General features: G+C 62.6%; 11 protein-coding genes and 1 tRNA gene. 3 read left to right on the forward strand and 9 right to left on the reverse strand.

What is annotated here, in order from left to right:
* The first annotated feature begins 4 nt into the window (after positions 1 to 4).
* From AC6UAL_RS04280 to AC6UAL_RS04290, 3 genes are all read left to right on the forward strand, one after another.
* Positions 5 to 1,834, forward strand: coding sequence for a hypothetical protein (locus AC6UAL_RS04280; RefSeq protein ID WP_500682132.1), 1,830 nt, complete (start codon positions 5 to 7; stop codon positions 1,832 to 1,834).
* 690 nt (positions 1,835 to 2,524) lie between these two features.
* A complete protein-coding gene (locus tag AC6UAL_RS04285; RefSeq protein ID WP_500682133.1) occupies positions 2,525 to 4,408 on the forward strand; it encodes a RecQ family ATP-dependent DNA helicase in 1,884 nt (627 codons plus the stop codon).
* A gap of 59 nt (positions 4,409 to 4,467) precedes the next feature.
* Positions 4,468 to 4,547: transfer RNA gene (locus AC6UAL_RS04290), tRNA-Leu, on the forward strand.
* A 196-nt stretch (positions 4,548 to 4,743) separates the two neighbouring features.
* On the opposite strand, the gene AC6UAL_RS04295 is transcribed toward AC6UAL_RS04290, so the two are convergent.
* Genes AC6UAL_RS04295 through nuoF form a run of 9 tightly spaced genes read right to left on the reverse strand, consistent with a single transcriptional unit; the run spans position 4,744 to position 15,665 of the window.
* Positions 4,744 to 6,270: an NADH-quinone oxidoreductase subunit N gene (locus tag AC6UAL_RS04295; RefSeq protein WP_500682134.1), complete on the reverse strand. Its 1,527-nt coding sequence runs from the start codon at positions 6,268 to 6,270 to the stop codon at positions 4,744 to 4,746.
* Between the two features lie 27 nt (positions 6,271 to 6,297).
* Positions 6,298 to 7,791, reverse strand: coding sequence for a complex I subunit 4 family protein (locus AC6UAL_RS04300; protein ID WP_500682135.1), 1,494 nt, complete (start codon positions 7,789 to 7,791; stop codon positions 6,298 to 6,300).
* Positions 7,792 to 7,806: 15 nt separating this feature from the next.
* A complete protein-coding gene (nuoL, locus tag AC6UAL_RS04305) occupies positions 7,807 to 9,651 on the reverse strand; it encodes an NADH-quinone oxidoreductase subunit L (RefSeq protein WP_500682136.1) in 1,845 nt (614 codons plus the stop codon).
* Between the two features lie 15 nt (positions 9,652 to 9,666).
* The gene (nuoK, locus tag AC6UAL_RS04310) at positions 9,667 to 9,984 is read right to left on the reverse strand and encodes an NADH-quinone oxidoreductase subunit NuoK (RefSeq protein WP_500682137.1); all 318 of its coding nucleotides are present in this window, start codon (positions 9,982 to 9,984) and stop codon (positions 9,667 to 9,669) included.
* Positions 9,985 to 9,999: 15 nt separating this feature from the next.
* Positions 10,000 to 10,629: an NADH-quinone oxidoreductase subunit J family protein gene (locus tag AC6UAL_RS04315; protein WP_500682138.1), complete on the reverse strand. Its 630-nt coding sequence runs from the start codon at positions 10,627 to 10,629 to the stop codon at positions 10,000 to 10,002.
* A gap of 8 nt (positions 10,630 to 10,637) precedes the next feature.
* On the reverse strand, positions 10,638 to 11,204 hold the full coding sequence (locus tag AC6UAL_RS04320) for a 4Fe-4S binding protein (protein ID WP_500682139.1): 567 nt from the start codon (positions 11,202 to 11,204) through the stop codon (positions 10,638 to 10,640).
* Between the two features lie 18 nt (positions 11,205 to 11,222).
* Positions 11,223 to 12,488, reverse strand: coding sequence for a complex I subunit 1/NuoH family protein (locus tag AC6UAL_RS04325; protein WP_500682140.1), 1,266 nt, complete (start codon positions 12,486 to 12,488; stop codon positions 11,223 to 11,225).
* Between the two features lie 21 nt (positions 12,489 to 12,509).
* A complete protein-coding gene (locus AC6UAL_RS04330; RefSeq protein WP_500682141.1) occupies positions 12,510 to 14,240 on the reverse strand; it encodes an NADH-quinone oxidoreductase subunit G in 1,731 nt (576 codons plus the stop codon).
* A gap of 12 nt (positions 14,241 to 14,252) precedes the next feature.
* On the reverse strand, positions 14,253 to 15,665 hold the full coding sequence (nuoF, locus tag AC6UAL_RS04335) for an NADH-quinone oxidoreductase subunit NuoF (RefSeq protein WP_500682142.1): 1,413 nt from the start codon (positions 15,663 to 15,665) through the stop codon (positions 14,253 to 14,255).

Genomic DNA, 15,665 nt, shown 5'->3' on the forward strand with positions numbered 1-15,665 from the left:
GAATATGTACAGCATATCAGAACACAAAGAAAAGACATCAGCAGACATTCTGAGAGACTATCATGCGCAAGCAATGCAGGACAAGGCAGAGGCGGAAGCACAGGGTGCTCTCTCCAACCTGCCTCCCTTGCTTGTCATGGGCACTCAGGGAGAGCTCTACGTATACTACGGCGTCAAGAACGGCAAGATATACAAGCTGAAAGCCGGGCAACACAAGGGCAAAGACATACGGCAGTTTGAGAAACCGGAGATTCTGGCCTCATGGCTTTTTCCGGAGAAGGATGTACGGAACCTTTCTGAGAACGCTCTGCTCTCGCTAATCGGTAACTACCTGCTTGACCGAAGCGGCGGCAAGGTGTACAACCCTGAGAGCGTGCGGGCGCTGGGCGCGTGGCCTGAGCAGAACGGCCTCATGTACAACGCCGGCACTTCCTGTTGGCGAGTCTCTGAAGGAGGAGAGCTGGCGCAGTCTCCGAACGTGCTCAAGGGCACTTCCGGGGAGTACCGTATCTACGACAAAGGCGACCCTCTTCCCTGCCCTGCTATGGAGCCGATGAGTGCAGAAGAGGCGCGAGCGGTCATGGAGCTTTTTTCGGCTCGCCCGTGGAAGCAGGCCTATGCTGCGGAAGTGCTGACGGGGTGGACAGTGTGCGCTATACTGGGAGCCTTTCTGCCTTTTCGTCCTCATATCTGGGTCAATGCGCCGGCCGGAAGCGGGAAAACGGAGCTCAAGAATGCCGTTTGTTCTCTGCTCGGCGGGAGCATAGAGAGCAACGGACGCGGCGGGCTCGCTCTTGTCATGGGGGGCGCTAATACCACAGAAGCGGCCGTGCGGCGCGCTCTGCGTAAGTCCTCCCGTCCCGTGGTCATGGACGAGATGGAGGCAAACGGTGAGAAGCGCAGTAAGGCAAACATTGCTCACATCTTGGAGCTTGCACGCAGCGCCTCTTATGGAGAGGCTATCAGCAAAACACAGATGGACGGCAGCGGAGAGGTGGAAAACTTCATCATTACCTCCTGCTTCCTCTTCTTTGCTATACGCAACTCTCTGAATGAGGATTCTGACATGAGCCGCTTTCTGGTGCTGGACATTGAAAAGCTTTCTCCCGGGGAGAAGCTCGCGACCATGAGGAAGAGCTTTCTGAGAGCTCGCGACAAGGTGACAAGCAAAGACTATACGGAAAGGCTGCTGGCGCGGGTGCTCAGCAAAGCGCCTTTCATCAAGGACGACGCCGGCAAGCTGGCTTCCTGCATCGAGGAGGCCGGCGTCAACGGACGCACGGCACAGATGCTCGGTGAGTTCATGGCCGGCGAGTGGCATCTTCTGCACGATGAGCCTCTGTCACCTGAGTTCCGAGAGCACGCGGTGGGGATAGCTCAGGGAATCGGGCAGGAGCTGGAGAGCGAAAATGAAGCCTTGCTGGCGCTGCGAGCTTTGGGGGACATTCCTACCCTTGGCAGAACCACGGTGAGGCAGGCCTTGGAAACGTGCATCAAGAGCGGAGCAAAGGGAAGTGAAGCAAGGGAACAAGCGGAGAGGGAGCTTGGGACGCTCAACATGACCTATCTTGAGGACGGCAAAAAGAGCAAGAAGCACCCGGAACTTGAGGGCAAACAGCTGCTGAAAATTCATCCCGCAAACACTCTACTGAAGGAGAGGCTGAGAGACAGCTCCTGTCTCTGCGGTAGAAACGGGCTCAAAAAGACGCTCTTACAAGCACCGGGGGTGACGTGCCTACCATGCAAGCAATCAATCAGCGGGAGGGTGACTACAACCGATTGCCTCCTCATACCGATTGAGTACATCTTGAACGGTGATGAAGCAGCAGAATGACACTGCAAGCGCCGGCGCTCCGATGGGAAGGAGGCCGGCGCTCTTGCTTCTCTCCCTCTCCTATGGCTGGCTATGTGGCGCTTGCGGCAGCTCTCTGAGTTGCGCAGAGTTGCTCTGGGTTGTATCCGGTTGCAAAGGGCATACAACAGCACAAATATATGACTGTCAAGAGCTTTTGGCAGAGGTTGTATAGTTGCATCAAAAGAACAAGCGTATTATACGCATAGCCCCGCCGGGAAGCTTGCTTTCTGAGGGCAGAGGGGGTATAATCTGCGGCAGGAATGACGAGGCTGTTCAACAAGGCTAAAGAAAATGACCCTCTTTTGCGAAGATAGTAAAGGAAAGTTTAGCGCTGTGAAGCGCAGGGCTCAAAAAGGGCTTTTGGAGAGGGCATGCTAGACATTTCGCTAGACGCAAGCTTGTAAGTCATTGATTTTTCAATGTATTGAATCCCACCCCATCCGCTTCATAACAACTTAGCCGGGGGAAGCCTGAAAGGGCTTCCCCCTTGTGTTTTCGCCTTTTTGTCCGCCTGTTCCGTCGGCGGTGCGCTGCCGCGTTCTCGGGGCCGGGATGGTGTCGGGCTCGGTGGCGGACGCTGCTCTCGGAATGGACCGCGTAAGCGGATCGGGGTGCTGCCGCGGCTTCGGCTTGATTTGTCGGCGGCGGCGCGGCATAATGGCGCTGCTGATGTCTGTTTCCGATTCTCTGTGTTTGCCCGCGTCTTTTGCGGAGGAGTTGCAAGCGGTGATGCAACGCTTCGGTAAGGCGAAGCTGCGGCCGGGGCAGGGGGAGTTGATTCGCCGCGCGGTGGCGGGGGTGTCGGCTCTCGGGGTGCTGCCGACGGGTTATGGGAAGAGTTTTTGTTATCAGGCGGCGGCGGTGCTGCTGGGGCGGGTTTCGCTGGTGGTGTCTCCGCTGTTGGCGCTGATGCGCGATCAGGTGCGTGCGCTGGAGGAGGTGGGGGTGCCGTGCGCGCGCTTTGATTCGACGCTGTCTCCCGATGAGCGTTTGCAGGTGCTGAGGCGCGTGCGCGAGGGGGGCTTGCGTTTGCTTTTCGCGGCTCCGGAGTCGCTGGAGGCGGAGGATTTGGGCGCTGCGCTGCGGGGGCTGCCGCTTGGGCTTTTCGTGGTGGATGAGGCGCATTGTGTGTCGGAGTGGGGCCATAGTTTTCGCCCGGATTATTTGCGCTTGCCGACGTGGTGGCGCAGGTTCGGGTTTCGCTCGGTGCTGGCGCTGACGGCGACGGCGACTTTGCGCGTGCGGCAGGATTTGTGCTCGGCCTTCGGGGTGCTGCCGCAGGATGTGGTGGCTTTGTCGCCCTTTCGCGAGAATATTACGCGGCGCGTCGAGCTCGCGGGGTCTGCGGACGCGGCGCAGCGGCGGGCGGCGGAGTTGCTTGCGGAGCCCGGGCGGTTGCCGGCGGTGGTGTATGCGCGTACGCGCAAGGGGGCGGAGGAGCTTGCGGCGGCTCTCGCCGGGAGGGGGCTTCGCGCGGCGTGTTATCACGCGGGGCTGCCTGCGGAGCAGCGCGAGGCGCTCCAGGATGCTTTTTTGCACAATCGCTTGCCGGTTCTGGTGGCGACGGTTGCTTTCGGGATGGGGGTCGATAAGCCTGATGTGCGGACGGTGCTGCATGTGAATGTGCCGTCGTCGCCCGAGGCTTATGTGCAGGAGTCGGGGCGCGCGGGGCGCGACGGTGCGCCGGCTTTGTCGCTTGTTTTGCTGGAGGGGGCGGATGTGCGCGATGCGCGCAATCGCTTGGAGGCGGCGCTGCCGGATGAGGAGGGGGTGCTGCGCGCGGTGCGCTGGCTGCTGCCGGCCGGGCGCCGCGTGGTGTCGCTCTGGGAGCTGGGGGTGAGTTGCGATGTGCCGGAGGATGTGCCGCTGCGTGCACTGGCGCGTTTGACGGAGGCGGGGGCGGTGCAGGTGGAGGCGCAGGGCTTTTGTTTTTACAAGGTGCAGCCGCTTTTTCCGCTGGAGCTTGTTCTGGACGGCCGCGAGGAGGCTGAGGCGTCGCGTTTGCGCTGGCTTGACGCACATCGCGAGGCTGAGGTGGAGGAGGCGGCTTTGGCTTGGGGCTGTTCGTTTGCCGAGGCGATGGAGCAGTTGCGGGAGTGCGAGGCGGCGGGTGAGTGGCGGCTGAGTTTTCGCCGCCGTGCGCTTTGTCTTCGCGCGGCGGGTGCGGCTGATGCACGCGAGGTGGCTCGCGAGTTGCAGGCGGCCTACGAGCGCCGTCGCGCGGGGGATTTGGCTCGCTTGGAGGCGCTGCTGGAGATGCTGGGTTCGGGGGGCTGTATCAATGAGGCGCTCGAGTTGTATTTTACGGGGAGGTCGCTTCCGGCGCCCTGCGCTCGCTGTGAGGGTTGTTTGAGTGACGGGCGGGCGCTTGTGTTGCCGCCGCTGCCGCCGTCGCCGCCTCTTCCGGAGGCGGCGTCGCTGCCTGATTTCGCCCGCGAGGGGCAGCGGCGGCGATTTTTGCTCGGTTTGAGTTCGCCGGGGTCTCTGGCGCGGCGTCTGTGGTCTCATCCGCTCTTCGGATGCTGTGCCGGGGCGAGATGGGATGATTTGTGATGCTTTGTGCTTGACAGCTTGCCGATTTTGGTGTTTAATACGCCCGTTGTCTGCGTACCGCCGGCTTGGCGGAATTGGTAGACGCGCTCGACTCAAAATCGAGTTCTTCGGAGTGTGGGTTCGAGTCCCACAGCCGGTACGATCAACAGGGAGAGAGGGAGGCGCTTTGGCGCTTCCCTCTCTCTGTGCTTTTGGATGATGAGCCGTTGTAGGGGCTCGCTCGGGTGGCTTGGCGGCTGTTGCTGTGTTTGAAGACCGCGGGGTTCAGGATGCGAAAACGCCCTGCCGCGTTGGGCGGCAGGGCGTTGTGATGGGGTGATGAGCTCGCCCGTTCGTCAGATGAAGAGTCTGGCGTTGAAGACGGGCAGGGTGCCGATGATGAGCAGGGCCACGGCGCAGAGGGTGATGATGAAGCCGGTGACGACGGGCAGCTTCAGGGCTTCGTCGCCGGGCAGCGGCTTTTCCCAGTACATCGCGCGGATGATCTTGAAGTAGTAGTAGAAGCCGGCGGCGGCGCAGACGATCATGACGCCGAGCAGGGTCCAGTTCAGCCAGTCGGCGATGATGGCCGACTGGGGCTCGCAGATGAAGAAGATGGCGCTCAGTTTGGCGAGGAAGCCGAAGGTCAGCGGAACACCTGCCAGCGAGGCGAAGCAGACGGTGATGAGGAAGGCGAGGCGCGGGTTGGTGCGCGCAAGGCCGCGGAAGGCAGAGATTTCTTCACTGCCGCGCTGGCTGCGGACGAGGGCGATGGCGCAGAAGGCGGGCAGGGTCGCGAGGCCGTAGGCGGCGAGGTAGAACAGGACGCCGCAGTCCGAGCAGTTGCCGCCCTGGAAGAAGGCGAGGATGAAGCCGGCCTGACCGATGGAGGAGTAGCCGAGCAGGCGTTTGGCGTTGCGCTGCGGGATGGCTCCGAGGTTGCCGATGAGCAGGGTGGCGATGGCGACGATGGCGAGGCCGAAGGCGATGCCGCCCGGGTAGGTGGTGATTTCAGGGGTGCTCCGCAGGGCAGCGATGTCGCTGAGCGGTTGCAGGATGATGAGGAGGAAGGCGAAGCCCGCCGCCTTCGAGGCGACGCCGAGGAAGGCGGAGACGGGGGTCGGGGCGCCCTGATACACGTCGGGGATCCAGGTGTGCAGGGGTGCACCGCCGATCTTGAAGAGGCCGGCCGCAAGCATGAAGCAGAGGGCTGCAATGAAGCCGCTGTAGATGATGGGGGCTTGCGTGGGGCCGCCGCTCAGGGCGTTGAGGTAGCTGTTGATGTCGATGGAGAGGCTGCCGGTCATGCCGAAGTACCACGCCGCACCGAAGACGAGCAGGCCGGTGCTCAGGGCACCGAGGATGAGGTATTTGATGCCGGCTTCGATCGAGCCTTGGTTGCGGCGGTAGTAGCCGACGAGGACGTAGGAGCTCAGGGTGACGGTTTCAAGGCCGACGAAGAGCATGACGATGTCCCGCGCGTTGCAGAGGGCACAGATGCCGGCGGCGGCGATGAGGGGCAGGATGCTGAATTCGCCGGCGCCTTCTTCGCTTTGTCCGCCGTTGACGGATTCACAGGTGATGCGGTGGTAGTCGATGTTGAGCAGCAGGCAGATGCCGGTGGCTATGCAGCCGAGGCAGGCGATGAGCGGCAGAACGGGCAGCCAAGTGTGTAGGGCGCTCACGCCGTATTGGCCGCTGGCCTGTACCCAGCAGGCGTAGGCGGCACAGAAGCAGCCCACGGCGCCTGCAACGGCGTAGGCGCGCTTCGGGAACTTCGGCAGGAAGGTGTCAGCCATCAGCAGGATGATGGCGAGGGCCACCAGTGCGATGGAGGGGGCAAACTCCCACCAGCTGTACATCGATGTGATTTGTTCGGTCATGGTTGTGAGGGTATCGGTGTGTTGATATCAGATGAGGTAGACGCAGGGGAAGACGCCGAAGAGGACGATGAAGAGGGCCAGGAAGGAGGCCGAGAGGATGTCGCTGCAGCTCAGTTTCGTGGCTCGCTCGGAGGCGAGGCGTACGTCGCCGGTGAAGATGCGGCGGAAGGCTCGCAGCATGTAGATGGCGCTGATGACCAGACCCCACAGGGCGAAGATGAGGGTGAGCTGCACGGGGCCGAGGCCGCCGAACCACGAGGCGATGCTGCCCAGTACGCCGCCTTCGACGGCGTTGCTGCCGGGCTGCCAGCCGTCAAAGCAGGAGACGAAGATGGTGAACTCGCCCGGGAAGTTGGCCAGCAGGGGCAGGCCGATGGAGGCGAGGCCGGCCAGGCCGAAGAGGAAGCCGAGTTTGGGCAGTTTCTGCGCGAGGCCGCCCATGGAGTCGAGTTCGAGGGTGCGGGTCTGGCTTTCGATTTGCCCGGTGAGCAGGAAGAGCATGGCGATGCTCAGGCCGTGGGCGAGCATGAGGAGGGCGGCTCCGTTGAAGGCGAGTTCGCTGCGCGCGCCGCTGTTGATGAAGACGACGAGGGCGAGGAAGAGGTAGCCCATGTGCATGACGGAGGAGTTACCGAGCATGTCGTCGAGGCGCGTGCGCGAGACGGTGACGTAGCCGACCCACAGGATGTTGCCCAGCAGCAGGACGAGCAGCAGGTTCATCCAGTCGCCGAAGTAGGCGTCGCTGACCGGACCGAGAGCCCAGACGAGGGTGAAGAGGCCGTAGAGGCCGAACTTTTTGAGGACGCCGGCGTGCATCATGGCAACGGGGGTCGGTGCGCTGGCGTAGGCGGGGGCAGCCCAGGTGTGGAAGGGGAAGAGGGAGACGAGGGTGCCGAAGCCGATGATGAGGATGAGGCCGACGGCGCTCAGGTAGGCGCCGCTGAAGTTGGCAAGGCCGCCGAGGGCGAGGGTTTCGACGGCGGCGCGTATGCCGCTGAAGGTCCAGGCTTGCAGGCTGATGCAGAGCATCAGGATGCCGGCGAGCAGAACCATGCTGGCCAGTCCGAGGTAGATGGTGGTCGTCCACGCGATGGTGCGGCGGTCACCGCGACCGTAGTAGCCGATCATGACGAAGGTCGGGATGAGGGCCAGTTCGTGGAAGGCGTAGAAGGAGATGAGGCTGTCGGACATGAAGGCGCCGGCGGCTCCCGCCGAGATGAGCAGGGCGGAGATGGCCCAGCTGCGGTCGGCGTCTTTGTTCGGGGCTTTGAGGCCGAGGGCCGCGCCGAAGGTGACGAGCGCGGTGAGGACGAGCATGATTTTGCTCAGCGGCAGGTTCAGGCTGAGGTTGGCTGCGCTGCATTCGGTGCCGCAGCAGCTGCTGCAGCAGCCGAAGACGGCGCAGGCGGTGAGGATGAGCATGAGGGCCGCCGCGATGATGGCCGTGGGTTTACCGGGTGTCTTGAGCAGGCCGATGAGGGCTGCTGCTGTCAGGGGTACGGCAACGATCAGGGTAAGCATAGTGTGAAAGTCGGTTTAGATGTTAATCATGAAGACCATGAGGAAGATGACGATGATGATGCCGAAGCCGGTGACGAAGGCGTAGCGGTTGAGCGCTCCGTTTTGGATCCAGCTGAGCATCATGCCGATGCGGCTGGTGATCCAGACGAGGCCCTGTGCGAGCAGTCCGCGGATGATCATTTCATCAAAGGCTTCGATGACGCGGGCGACGTTCTGCTGGATGCCGCTGATGAGGACTTTGTCGTAGAAGCAGTCGATGTAGAGTCGGCGGCGCAGGGCTGTCGAGACGGCGTTGCCGGACAGCGGGTCGCTTCCGCGCTTGCCGAAGCCGTAGACGGCGAAGGCGGCGATGAGGCCCAGAAGGAGGGCGCCGAGGCTGACGTAGAAGGGCATGCCTACTTCAAAGCCGTGGGCGCTGAAGCCGCCGAAGGGTACGAGTTGATCGGCGATGACGCCGTTGCCGGAGATGATGGCCATGGCGGCCAGGATGATGAGCGGCAGCAGCATGCTGGCACCGGCTTCGGTGGCGTGCTGGGCGCCTTCAGCACGGGCTTTGCCGAGGAAGGCGGCGATGCAGAGGCGCGTCATGTAGAAGGTGGTCAGGGCGGCTACGCCGGCGCCGATCCAGAAGAAGGCGGGGTTCTTGGCGAGGGCGGCGTCGAGGATGGCTTCTTTGGAGTAGAAGCCGGAGAAGCCGGGGATGGCGATGAGGGCGAAGGTGCCCATGAGGAAGCAGAGGCTCGTGGTGGGCATGCTCTTGGCCAGTCCGCCCATTTTCCAGATGTCCTGCTCGTGGTGGCAGCGCACGATGATGGCGCCGGCGCCGAGGAAGAGCAGGGCTTTGAACCAGGCGTGGGTGTAGAGGTGGAACATGGCGGCTTCGCCGGCGAGCAGGCCGACGGCCATGATCATGTAGCCGAGTTGCGAGAGGGTGGAGTAGGCGAGCACGCGCTTGATGTCGTCTTGCTGCAGGGCCATGAGGGCGGCAAGGACGGCGGTGGCGGCACCGATGATGCTGATGACGAGGCAGGCGGTGTCGGTGAAGGCGGCGGTACCCATGCTGACTTGCAGGCGCACCATCATGTAGACGCCGGCGGCGACCATGGTGGCGGCATGGATGAGGGCGGAGACGGGCGTCGGGCCTTCCATGGCGTCAGGCAGCCAGACGTGCAGGGGGAATTGGGCGGATTTGCCGACGGCGCCGCAGAAGAGGCAGAGGATGACGGCGGTGAGCAGGGCCGGGGTGAGGCCGGCGGCGGTGCCGCTCATGTCGCTGAACTTGAGGGTGCCGAAGGCGGCGAGGGTGAGGACGATGCCGATGAGGAAGCCGAAGTCGCCGACGCGGTTGGTGATGAAGGCTTTCTTGGCGGCGTCAGCGGCGCTGTCTTTGTGGTACCAGTGGCCGATGAGCAGGTAGGAGGAGAAGCCGACCATTTCCCAGCCGATGAAGGTCATGGCGAGGTTGTCGGCCAGGACGATGCAGCTCATGCTGAACATGAAGATGCTCAGGCCGGCGAAGTAGCGGCTCTTGTTCGAGGGGTCGCCTTTCATGTAGCCCACGGAGAAGATGTGGACGAGCAGGCCGATGCCGGTGACGACGAGCATCATGCGCAGGGCCATCGGGTCGAGCAGCAGGCCCATGCTCAGCGAGGTGCCTTCGCCGACGGGCAGCCAGGTGTAGACGTCGGCTTCGCCGGTCTCAAACCCGCAGAGGTAGGCGATGGTCAGGCCGAGGGTGGCCGCGGCCGAGATGATGGAGATGGCTGCGGTGGTGCGCGGGCACTTGCTGAAGAGCAGCCAGTTGATCGCTGCCGCAATCAGGGGGAGCAGAAGGTATAACCAGGGGAGGTTCTGTATCATATGTGGGCCGGGGGGTTAGTCTTTCAGGGTGTTGAGGGATGTGGTCTCAACCGATTTGCGTGCGCGGAACATGGCGACGATGAGGGCCAGCCCGATGGCGACTTCGGCCGCTGCTACGGCGACGATGAAGAGGGAAAGGACTTGCGCGTCGTAGACGGGGATGCCTTCGGTGCCCCGGGCTCGCGAGAAGGCGACGAGGGTGACGTTGGCGGCGCTGAGCATCATTTCAAGGCACATCAGGATGACGATGATGTTGCGGCGGATGATGACGCCGGCCAGGCCGATGGCAAAGAGGATGCCCGAAAAGATCAGGTAATGTGCTAAAGGTACCATGGTGTGTTGTGTCGGTTAGTCTTTGCGGATCTTGCGGGCCAGTGCCACGGCGCCTACCGTGGCGGCGAGCAGGGCGAAGGAGAGGATGACGAATTGGATGTTGTAGGAGGTGTAGAGGGTGCCGGCAATGGCGGTGGCGTCGTTGTCCGAGGCGCTCGGGTTGACGACGGCCAGCGGGCCTCCGAAGTTTTCAGGCGCTTCGGCTTGTGCGGCGGCGGCTTTCGGGTCGATGCAGCAGGCGGCGCTTTCCTCGTCGCAGCAGAGGGCTTTGACGGGGCAGCTGCCGTTCTTCGCTCCGGGCAGGTTGATGGCGAGGTTGGCGATCATGCCGGCGAGGACGCCTGCGATGACGGCGCCTGTCAGCGCGGTGGCGAAGCGCGAGGTTTTGCGCTCTTCGGCTTTGACGTCAAGCATCATGACGACGAAGAGGAAGAGGACGAGGATGGCACCCGCGTAGACGAGCAGCTGGACGATGCCTAGGAACTGTGCGCCGAGGCCGAAGAGGATGGCGGCCGTGAAGGCGAAGCAGACGGCCATGCTCATGGCCGAGGTGACGGGGTTGCTCGATCGCAGGACGTTGCAGGCGAAGATGATGGCCAGCAGGGCGAGGATGTAGAACAGGATGTTGCTGATGGCGTATTCCATGGCTGGGTTTATTTGTATTGGTTCCACTTGTTGACGAGGCCCTTGCGCGTGCCGCCCAGTTTGTAGAGGGTGGCTTTGTTGCGTATGGCCTGGCTGCGATCGGTCGGGGTGATGAGGTATTCCTTGGAGAGGAAGATGGCTTGCTCGGGGCAGGCTTCTTGGCACATGCCGCAGTAGATGCAGCGCAGCATGTCGATCTCAAACTCCTTGGGGGCTTTCTCCTGCTTGCTGCAGTTGGCGTCGGGGGAGACTTCGCCGGGGGTGATCCGGATGGCTCGCGACGGGCAGATGAATTCGCAGAGTTGGCAGGAGACGCAGCGCTCGCGTCCGTCTTCGCCTCTCACGAGGGTGGGCGCGCCGCGGTAGTATTCCGGCAGGTGTTTGTCCCAGCGCTGCTCGGGGAAGGGCATGCAGACGCCGACGCCTTTGCCGTTGAAGGCTTTTTTGTTGCGGCTCTTGCCGGCGACGGAGAGCGCGAGGTGTTTGAGGGTGATCCAGAGTCCTTTGACCAGTTCGACGACGTAGAGTTTGTCGAGCAGCGAGAACTTGGGCCGTTTGATCGGTACGTATGACATGGGGGTGAAAGGGGTGGGTTACTTGATGAAGTACATGATCGCTGCGGTCAGGAAGATGTTGGCGATGGTGATTTCAAGGAAGACCAGCCAGCCCAGTCGCATGACTTGATCCCAGCGGAAGCGCGGCAGCGTCCAGCGCACCCACACGAAGAAGAAGATGAAGGCCAGCAGTTTGATGAGGAAGACGATGAACTGGCAGATGACGGCCAGCCATTCGCTGTAGGCAGCGAGGCTTTCGTCGAGTCCGAAGCCGATCGACCAGCCGCCCAGGAAGAGGGTGACGACGAGGGCGGAGCCGATGACCATGGCGGCGTATTCGCCCATGAAGAAGGAGGCGAATTTCATCGAGGAGTATTCGGTGTGGTAGCCGCCGACGAGGTCGGTTTCGCATTCGGCCATGTCGAAGGGGGTGCGGTTGGCTTCGGCGAAGACGCAGGTGACGAAGACGATGAAGCTGATGAGCATGGGGATGAGCAGGACCCAGCGCTCAAGGCTGAGGCCGTCGCCCCACAGCGGCAGCAGCGTCCAGCCGTCCGCGGCTTGGTACTGCACGATGTCCTGCAGGTTGAGGGTGCTGAACATCATGAGCAGCGGGATGATGGAGAGGCCCATGGCGACTTCGTAGGAGATGAGCTGGGCCGTGGCGCGGAGGCCGCCGAGGAAGGGGTACTTCGAGTTCGAGGACCAGCCGGCGAGTGTCAGGCCGTAGACGGAGAGGCCGGAGATGGCGAAGATCCACAGCGGGCCGATGCCGAGGTTGGCGATGCTCATGTTGACGGCTCCGTAGCAGGTGTTGACTTCGGAGGCGAAGGGAATGACGGCCGCGGAGACCAGCGGCGGGCCCAGAACGAGCATCGGCGCGATGATGAAGTAGGCGCGGCGAACGTACGAGGGCGTGACTTCCTGCTTGAGGAAGAGTTTGCCGCCGTCAAGGCAGGGCTGTATGAGGCCGAAGGTGGGTACTTCGCGGTCGAGTCGCAGCCAGGTGAGCAGTTTGGCAAGGCAGCTCGTTTCGGGGATGCCGAAGAAGGCGAGGACCTTCTTGAGCGGCTGTTTCTCTTTGCTGCCGAAGCGCTCGAGCAGGAAGAGGGGGATGCCGGCGCGGTTCGGGCCGGGGCGATCCTGAATCCAGCCGGCGACGCGTCGCTCGATCCAGACGGAGAGAACGACGAAGGCGAGAATCACCGCGAACATGAGCACCAGCTTGATGAGCGTGGTGATCAGGTAGAACCAGGTCTCGTTGCTCATCAGGTCGTTCCAGAAATTGCAGATGCAGTCTATCATATGTCGTGGGTGGTGATGAGGTTACTTCTTGGCTTTCTCTCTCTCGATGAGGGGGATGGTGACGCCGGTTTCGGTGATGACGATGCCTTCGTTGCCGATCTTGCCCCAGGTGAGGCCGTTGAAGGCTTCGATTTCGCTGGCGATTTCTTCCAGGATGATCATGGGGCTGGGGCAGGCGATGACGCGCGGGCAGTCACAGCCGAGCAGCTCGGTGAGTTCGCGCATGATTTCCCAGTCGGCGCGGGCTTCGCCCAGCGGTTCGATGGCTTTGTTGAGGCGCTGGATGCGGCCGGCGACGTTGACCATGGTGCCGTATTTCTCGGCGAAGGTGACGCCGGGCAGGACGACGTCTGCGGCTTTCGTGGTGGGGGTTTCGCTGTGGTCCATCACGAGCAGGTAGTCGAGGTTGCTCAGGTCTTCGGCGCTGATGCCGGCTTCTCCGGTGACGTCTTCGCCCATGACGATCAGGGAGCGGATGCTGCCGTTGCGCACGCCCCGGCGGATGGTTTGCAGGCCGGCACCGGTTTTGCCGGTGATGAGGCGTGCGCCGGTGCTGTTGGGGTTGCGGTCGGCGCTGATGAGCATGCCGTCGCTTTCTCCCATGCGGGGGACGAAGTCGTATTTGCTGATGCCGAGCTGGCGGGCCAGCGCGCGCACCATGTAGATTTCTTCGTTGGTCATGCGCGCCGAGAAGATGAGAGCCATTTCAGCGGGGGCGCATTTGTGCAGCTGCTCGACGATGAGGTTGAGGGTGGCGTCCCAAGTTGAGGGGCGCTGCTCGGCGCCGGCGTCGGTCTTGACGAGGGGGTGCTGCAGGCGCAGGGGGCTGTTGATGAATTTGTAGTTGAGGCGGTGGTCGTCGGGCATCCAGCAGCTGTTGACTTCGTCGTTGCGGCGCGGGGTGATGCGGTAGACTTGCTGCTCGCGCGTCCAGATGTTGATGTTGGTGCCGGTGCCGCAGTTGACGTCGATGGTCGGGGTGCTCTTGAGGAACCACACGCGCATCTTGAAGCGGAAGTCTTTGCTCGTCAGGGCTCCGACGGGGCAGAGGTCCACGACGTTCATCGAGTAGTTGCTGTCGAGCTCGCGGCCGGGGTAGCAGGTGATGCGGCTGTGCGTGCCGCGACCGACGACGCCGAGGACGGGGTCGCCGACGATTTCCTTCATGAAGCGGACGCAGCGGCGGCAGAGGACGCAGCGCTCTTGGTCGAGGTTGACGCGCGGACCGACGGAGAGGTTTTTGCCTTTTTTGGTCTTGCTTTCGGTGAAGCGGTGGGTGCCGCTGCCGTAGTCGGTGGTGTATTCCTGCAGTTTGCATTCGCCGGCTTGGTCGCAGATGGGGCAGTCAAGCGGGTGGTTGGTGAGCAGGAATTCGAGGACGCCGCGGCGCGCTTCGGTGCAGAGTTTGCCGTCGGTGCGGATGCCCATGTTCTCGGCGACGGTGTTGGCGCAGGCGATGACGGCGCGCGGCATCCACTGGATGGTCTGGTAGCCGTCTTCGTTGTAGGTCGGGGTGGCGCCGGGCGCGAGGCGCGGGGGCATGCCTTGCTCAACGAGGCACATGCGGCATGAGCCCGCGACGGAGAGTTTGGGGTGGTAGCAGAAGCAGGGGACGTGGACGCCGACCGAGTTGCAGGCGTCGGCAATGCGCGTGCCTTTCGGGAAGCGATACCATTTGCCGTTGATTTGGACGTTGACCTTGCCTTCGGCTGCGGCCTCGTCTTTCGGCAGTGTGACGGGTGTGTTGCTCATTCTGTGAAAAGGTTAGTCTTCGCGGGTCAGGAATTTGCGGGCTTCGGCCGTTTCGGCTGAGTGCGGCTTGAGGGCGTTGACGGGTTTGGTGAGCGCGAGGAATTCCTCGCGGAATTTGCCGGTGAAGGCTTGCGTGGGCCACGAGCAGGCTTCACCGAAGGCGCAGACGGTGCGCCCGCAGATGTTGTCCGCTACGGATTTGAGCAGGTCGACGTCTTCGGGTGAGCCTTGGCCGTTGAGGATGCGCGTGGAGAGTTTGTACATCCACGGGTTGCCTTCGCGGCAGGGGGAGCATTGTCCGCAGGATTCCCACGCGAAGAAGCGGTTGAGGACGTTGAGCATTTTGGGCATGCTGCGCGAGTCGTCCATGACGATGACGCCGCCCGAGCCGCTCATGGAGCCGAACTGCGCGATGGAGTCGAGGTCCATCGGGACGTCGAAGATGCTCATGTGACGCACGCTGCCGTCGGGGTTTTTGCCCTTGAGGACTTCGCTGCAGCTCATGACTTTTGCCGAGGCGCCGCCGGGGATGATGGCTTTGAACTTGCGGCCGTCTTTCGGGCCGCCGCAGAGCTCGTAGAGCAGTTCGCCGTAGGTGATGGAGCCGGAGATGATTTCGTAATATCCCGGGTGTTTGACGTCGCCGGAGACGCCGATGATGCGCGTGCCGGGCGAGCGCTGCGCGCCTTCCGCGGCGTAGGCTTCGCCGCCGCGCATGATGACTTGGCGCACTTGGCAGAGGGATTCAACGTTGTTGACGATGGTCGGGCAGCCGTAGAGGCCGATGGCGGCCGGGAAGAAGGGGGGCTTGATGCGCGGGTAGGGGCGCACGCCTTCGATGGAGTTGATGAGGCCGGTTTCTTCGCCGCAGATGTAGGCGCCCGCACCTCGGTGCAGGACGATTTTGAGGTCGTAGCCGCTGCCGAGGATGTTGTTGCCGAGGAAGTTGTGCTCTTCGGCTTCCTTGAGGGCCTTGAGCATGGTGTGCGCGGCTTCCGGGAACTCTTCGCGCATGTAGATGACGGCGAAGTGGGCCTGTACGGCGTAGCAGGCGATGACCATGCCTTCGATGAGCTGGTGCGGGTCTTGGTGGACGATGAAGCGGTCTTTGAAGGTGCCGGGCTCGGATTCGTCGCAGTTGCAGACGAGGTAGACGGGCTTGGTGTTGCCTTTGGGGATGAAGGTCCACTTCACGCCGGTCGGGAAGCCGGCGCCGCCGCGCCCGCGCAGTCCGCTCTTTTTGACTTCGCTGATGATGTCGGCGGGCTCCATCTTGATGGCTTTGGCGAGGGTTTCATAGCCGCCGTCTTTGATGAAGCACTCGATGGAGGGGTTGTAGCCGACGCGGTCGATGTTGCGGAAAATGCGTCGCGTTTCGCGCGGATGCGGTTCTTTGCCGGGGAGGTACTTGATGGTGCTGCTCAT

The sequence above is a fragment of the Candidatus Parakkermansia intestinigallinarum genome (assembly GCF_944389695.1).
In the GTDB taxonomy this organism is placed as follows: Bacteria; Verrucomicrobiota; Verrucomicrobiia; order Verrucomicrobiales; family Akkermansiaceae; genus Akkermansia; species Akkermansia intestinigallinarum.